At 44.3% G+C, this 5,767-nt stretch carries 6 protein-coding genes; all 6 read left to right on the forward strand.

All coding sequences use genetic code 11. The annotated features are described in order from the left end of the window. Positions 1-181: 181 nt before the first annotated feature. Positions 182-1,156, forward strand: coding sequence for a PhoH family protein (locus ABFQ95_07150; protein MEN8237297.1), 975 nt, complete (start codon positions 182-184; stop codon positions 1,154-1,156). Continuing rightward, positions 1,140-1,706 (forward strand): rRNA maturation RNase YbeY, encoded by a 567-nt coding sequence (ybeY, locus tag ABFQ95_07155; GenBank protein MEN8237298.1) that lies wholly within the window; start codon positions 1,140-1,142, stop codon positions 1,704-1,706. Before ABFQ95_07150 ends, ybeY begins: the two co-directional genes overlap by 17 nt. Further along, positions 1,703-2,566: a transporter associated domain-containing protein gene (locus tag ABFQ95_07160; GenBank protein MEN8237299.1), complete on the forward strand. Its 864-nt coding sequence runs from the start codon at positions 1,703-1,705 to the stop codon at positions 2,564-2,566. Before ybeY ends, ABFQ95_07160 begins: the two co-directional genes overlap by 4 nt. 110 nt (positions 2,567-2,676) lie before the next feature. Continuing rightward, the gene (lnt, locus tag ABFQ95_07165; GenBank protein ID MEN8237300.1) at positions 2,677-4,236 is read left to right on the forward strand and encodes an apolipoprotein N-acyltransferase; all 1,560 of its coding nucleotides are present in this window, start codon (positions 2,677-2,679) and stop codon (positions 4,234-4,236) included. Then, on the forward strand, positions 4,233-4,928 hold the full coding sequence (gene trmB / locus ABFQ95_07170) for a tRNA (guanosine(46)-N7)-methyltransferase TrmB (protein MEN8237301.1): 696 nt from the start codon (positions 4,233-4,235) through the stop codon (positions 4,926-4,928). The genes lnt and trmB overlap by 4 nt, the downstream gene beginning before the upstream one ends. Before the next feature lie 426 nt (positions 4,929-5,354). Next, positions 5,355-5,705: a hypothetical protein gene (locus ABFQ95_07175; protein MEN8237302.1), complete on the forward strand. Its 351-nt coding sequence runs from the start codon at positions 5,355-5,357 to the stop codon at positions 5,703-5,705. The last annotated feature ends 62 nt before the right edge of the window (positions 5,706-5,767 follow it).

A 5,767-nucleotide genomic window follows, 5' to 3' on the forward strand; every position in this document is an offset into this window, starting at 1 on the left:
TGCAATACTACGTGCTTTTTGTAGACTGAAAACGGCCGGTATCCCTTTGTAGATAAGGATTTAAGCAATATATGATGACTATTTCATGAGGTAGCCCTGGATAGCATGCCGATTTACATAGCCATTACACAAAATTTTCGTTATCATTTAAAGAGAAACGAAACAGAAAGAAGGATGCTTCTTGAACCCTTCTCAACCCAAAACGGTTAAATATCTAGAACTTGAAGACAATCGATTATTGCCGCAATTGTTTGGCGATAAAGATCGTCACCTGGCAGTGATCGAAAAAGAATTAACGGTGGTAATTGTTGCACGCGGCAACCAGCTGGTGATTACTGGACGAAAGAACGACACAACTGCCGCTCAAATTACGCTTCATAATTTGTACCACCGACTCAAGCAAGGCCTTGAAATCACTGAGGTCGACGTGCGTACAGAGGTACAACTCGCCCGACCCACAACAACAAGTGGAACTGGACCCTTTCAAGAATCTGCCATCGGAACAGTGCGGTTGGAAACACGCAAGCGAGCCATCATGTCTCGTTCTCCCGGTCAAGCAGAATACCTTAAACTCCTCAAAGATCATGAAATGGTGTTTGCAACAGGACCTGCAGGAACAGGCAAGACCTACTTGGCAGTTGCTACTGGGGTCTCCATGTTGTTGAAAGGAAAAGTTGATCGCATTATCCTCTCCAGACCAGCCGTCGAGGCAGGAGAACGCCTAGGCTTTTTACCGGGGAATATGCAGGAAAAGATCGATCCCTATTTGCGTCCGCTCTACGACGCTTTATTTGACATGGTTCCCCCAGAGCAAGTTCATAAGTACATGGAAAATGATGAAATCGAAGTGGCTCCCCTTGCTTTTATGCGGGGACGAACCCTGTCAAATTCCTACGTTATATTGGATGAGGCCCAAAACACAACAAGTGCCCAAATGAAAATGTTTTTGACAAGAATGGGGGAAGGGTCTTATATGGTAATTACAGGAGATTTGACTCAGGTGGACCTTCCCCATGGTCAGACCTCAGGTCTTAGAGATGCCGTAAACGTACTTAAAGATGTCCCAGACATCAAGTTTATTCATTTTGATGAAAGTGATATCGTAAGGCACAGGATCGTAACTCAAATCGTAAATGCTTATGAAAAAAAGACATAAAAAGAAACCAAAACCTCTGGATTATCTGGACATTGAAATCACCTTGCAAGAACAACGCTGGATGAAAGTCATTCCAAGCTATGACGAAATCGTGTCCAACCTGGCCCAAAGAACTTTAAAAATTGCTCTTGCAGACAATTTGAAGTCAACCTTGGAACTCAGCATTGTGCTAGCAAATGATGAGTTTATCCAAAAACTTAATCACATCCATCGCAATAAGGATCAACCAACGAATGTACTTGCCTTTCCCAATCTGGAAGATGCACAATTGGCTCTTGACACACAATCTGAAGTACAACCATCTTTAAGCTTAGGAGATGTAGTGCTGGCTATCGAAACACTTGAAAAAGAGGCTCTGCTGCAGCATAAATCATTGATCGATCACTTCTCACACCTGCTCGTGCATGGCATTCTTCACTTACTTGGCTTTGATCATCAAACGCAAACGCAAGCTGATGCAATGGAAACGTTGGAGATCAAAATTTTGCACTCCCAAGGGATAAAAAACCCTTATGCCCTAACAAACCAGACAGAAGAGGATACTCTGTGAACATTACCTTTAAATCTCTCGTTTCCAAACTTTGGCCTTTCAAAAAACTGGAAGGTGACGGTTCCATTCGTGACACCATCGAAGAGCTGATTGAAGAAACAGAAGAAGTCGATACGTCTCTTAATACAGAGGAGAAGAAGATCATTGCCAACCTGCTACGGCTCAAGGATGAAGCCGCTGATGATATCTGCACCCCTAGAGTGGATATAACAGCTGTGGCCTTGGGCACTTCGTATAAGGATCTCACACAACTGTTTGCTGAAAAAGCAGTCACGCGCATGCCGGTTTATCGAGATACCTTGGACGACGTTGTGGGATATATCCATATCCGGGATGTTCTTGCAGGAAGCGTAGACTGCCAAACGGTAAATTATGAAGAAATTCTACAGGAAGTTCTCTTCGTTGCTCCCTCAATGCGCCTGATGGACCTGCTGCTACAAATGCGTGCCACACGGATCCCTATGGCAATCGTTGTCGATGAATTTGGCGGTGTTGACGGGTTGGTCACTGCTTGGAATATCATCAATGAAATCATAGGAAACATTGAAGAACTGGACGGTGAATTTCCTACAAAAGCATCACTCACACGTATGTCTGACGGTTCGTTCCTGATTAGTGCCCGAATGGATATTGAAAACTTTGAAGCGGAATTTGGACCCGTTTTGAATGAAGAAGAGCGCAGTGAGGATGAAATCGATACCGTTGGCGGGCTTGTTGTTTCACTTGCTGGACGAGTTCCAGGCATTAAGGAAATCATTCCGCACCCAAATGGTATTATTACCTTTGAAATCCTTGAGGCCGATCCCCGGCGTGTTAAACGTCTTAGAGTCCGTTTGCCTGCTAAAACAACACCAGAATAACTGGAACACTCAACAAACAACGGCAGTCATTTCGGCCAAATAGCTGGACGAAACGGTCAAGAACGCTTAAATATAGGGTATACGTTTGTTCTAGAAAGAGTTCACAATCGATGGCACCCACATACCATGCAGGAACATGGGCATCTTATCTCGAAGCACTGACTCTTGGCGCTCTTACAGCACTGGCGCTTCCACCCATTGGTGGAGTTCCAATCCTATTCCTAACTTTTCCGCGTTTTTTGAAACTCTTTTCTCTTCAATCAGGATCGAATTCCAGGCAGGCTTTCTTTATTGGTTGGTGGTTTGGTTTTGGTTTCTTCGTTGCAGGGCTTTACTGGATTGCTTTTTCATTGCATGTAGATCTACAACGATTTTTCTGGCTCATCCCGTTTGCTGTGCTTGGCATTCCAGCAATTTTGGCAATATATATCGGACTGATCACGCTTATAACGCGCTTTCTCAGAGTACAGGGTTTGTCACGATGTCTGCTATTTGCAGTGTTGTGGACGGGGTTTGAGTGGATTCGCGGCCACTTCTTTTTTGCCTTTCCTTGGAACTTGATTGGCTATAGTTGGGACCGATTTCCTTCGTTTTTGCAACTTGCAGCATATGTGGGAATCTACGGTGTTAGCTTGGTTACTGTTTTTCTGGCAACGCTACTAAACCTCTGGGACGAGTGGAAAAATCGAAAGCTCGCTCGATCGCTGATGACCACAGCATTTGTACTCAGCCTTATCATATGGGGGATAATAGGGTCGATGCGTTTGTATGATTCTGCTCCATCTAAATTTTCTACCAAATCCACAATGATCCGACTTGTCCAACCTAACATTGAACAAAAAATCAAATGGCGCCGTGATACGGCCCAAGCACAATTCCAGCACCTACTCAAGCTTACAACTCAACCAGCAGATGACCTTTGGAACAAACAACCTGATATCATTGTTTGGCCCGAGTCTGCTGTTCCTTTTTTCTTAGATGAAAGCCAGCATGCCCTAAATATCATTGCCAACGTTCTTCCAGATAATAGTATTTTGATCACAGGTGCTCCCAGGCGAACATTTGGTGAGCCAAAACCCTTCACATTGTGGAACAGCGTCTTTGCCATTAATCATCAGGGGGAAATTGTAGGAGTTTATGACAAGTTTCATCTGGTGCCATTTGGAGAATATCTACCACTGCGAAAGCTTTTGCCGACCATTCCCAAAATCACCGAGGGCACGATTGATTATAGCGCAGCAAAGGGCCCACAAACTCTCGAACTGCCGGGATTACCTCCAGTTAGCCCTCTGGTTTGTTTTGAAGGAATCTTTCCTAGTGAAGTCACTGCTACACAAGGACCTAGACCAAAATGGCTGCTCAATATCACCAATGATGCCTGGTTTGGGTATACCTCAGGTCCCTTTCAGCATTTTGCCAGTGTAAGAGTACGGGCAATTGAAGAAGGACTTCCCCTGATTCGCGTTGCAAACTCTGGAATTTCTGGAATTATTGATGCTTATGGCAGAGTTATCGCCACCTTAGGCTTAAACAAAAACGGAGTTTTAAACGTCCTACTTCCTCCTCCCATTAAAGAACAGACTTTCTATGGTCGTTTTGGAGATCTTATTTTGGTAAAGCTCATAGGCTTACTGCTCATCTTAAGCTTATTGGTTCGGCGTTTTAGATGATGCCAAATCCTCCTCAACGTTCTCAACGTTTTTATGGTCGCCGCAAGGGGCGCCCCCTTAGCACAATACGCAAGCAGCTTCTTGAAGATTTGTTGCCAAAGTTATGTATATCCATTCCAGAAAATGGAGATATCAATCTGAATGCCTTGTTTGGGAATAAAAACGTTTGGCTTGAAATTGGCTTTGGTGGCGGCGAACATCTGGCAACCCTTGCCCAGCGTCATCCAAGCATTGGTTTTGTAGGGTGTGAAGCCTACCTAAACGGTGTCACTTCCCTGCTCACCCATGTGCACAATAATTCGTTGGACAACGTGCGTATCTATCCTGATGACGTACGACCTTTCCTGAAACGCATTGCCCCTAAAAGCATTGAGCGAATCTTTGTGCTTTTTCCTGATCCGTGGCCGAAAAAACGGCATCACAAACGCCGAATTATTTGCGATGAGCAGATACAAGAATTTACTCGAATCCTAAAAGCAGGTGGGCAAATTGTCATCGCGAGCGACGATCCAGATTATGTACAATCCATTCTAGAAATCATGGAAGGTGTCAACAAGCTACAACTGGTCAGTCATGTCCACACACCACCAACAGATTGGGTAACAACACGTTATGAAAAACGCGCTAGAAGGTTGGGAAATACATGTAGTTATCTGATGTACACCCTGAATTCCCACAGCTTTTATAACTAGGTCTTCGCAGGTAGATCGATATCAAGTTTCTTCAGAAGTTCTCGTTGCGGCTTGGTAACCTCGACTCCCGGAAATTGTAACTAACCTGAGTTTTGGATAAGGGAAGAATTTTCTTATCCTCCACGGGCCGTCATCCCGGCCTCCATTTTTCCCCAGCTCGCCAAGAGCTGGATTGGAAAAATGAGTGAGCCGAGATCCAATTTTTTAGTTTATGATTGACAAAAAATAATTAGTATTTTATTCATCAAATTCTAGTAGTATTAACCCAAGTTCAGAGAAAAGTGCTTCGAAAACCTCAAAAATCGCCTAATTTCAAAAAAAATTATTGAAAACAAAGGGCTTCGAGGCGCCGGAGGTTCAAAATAGTGACACAAAATTTGCAGATGGCATTGACTTTCCCTGGCGCCTTTGTAACACTGACTTGTTATGTATATTCGTCAAGTTACACAGACCGCCAAAAAGACTGGCAAGAAGTACCACACCTATCGCTTGGTAGAGGCAGTGCGCACCGAGCGTGGAGCACGCCAACGGTTGTTGCTGAATTTGGGCCTGGATCGACAACTAAAGATCTTGGGTCTAAACCCCATACAAACAGCAACCGCCATGGGCACGATTATTGGACGCATGTTGCACCCAGGCAGTGAGCGTGCGACACACAAATGGCTCCAAGAGAAGAGTGGTTTAGGTGAGCTTGTCGATTATGATTTTAACCGTTTGTCACTTGATAAGCTTTACAAGATTTCTGCGCTGCACCCCAAAAACTGGACAGTTGAATAAGTGAGTTTTTCAGCCCCTGGGTTTGTTGTATAACCGTAACAATTCAGGAGAATGAAAATGGG

Source organism: Pseudomonadota bacterium (genome assembly GCA_039714795.1).
Lineage (GTDB): Bacteria > Pseudomonadota > Alphaproteobacteria > JAGOMX01 > JAGOMX01 > JBDLIP01.

Coding starts and splice junctions, on each gene's coding strand:
- lnt (MEN8237300.1), top strand. CDS start 2,677: ATGGCACCCACATACCATGCAGGAACATGGGCATCTTATCTCGAAGCA.
- ABFQ95_07175 (MEN8237302.1), top strand. CDS start 5,355: ATGTATATTCGTCAAGTTACACAGACCGCCAAAAAGACTGGCAAGAAG.
- trmB (MEN8237301.1), top strand. CDS start 4,233: ATGATGCCAAATCCTCCTCAACGTTCTCAACGTTTTTATGGTCGCCGC.
- ybeY (MEN8237298.1), top strand. CDS start 1,140: ATGAAAAAAAGACATAAAAAGAAACCAAAACCTCTGGATTATCTGGAC.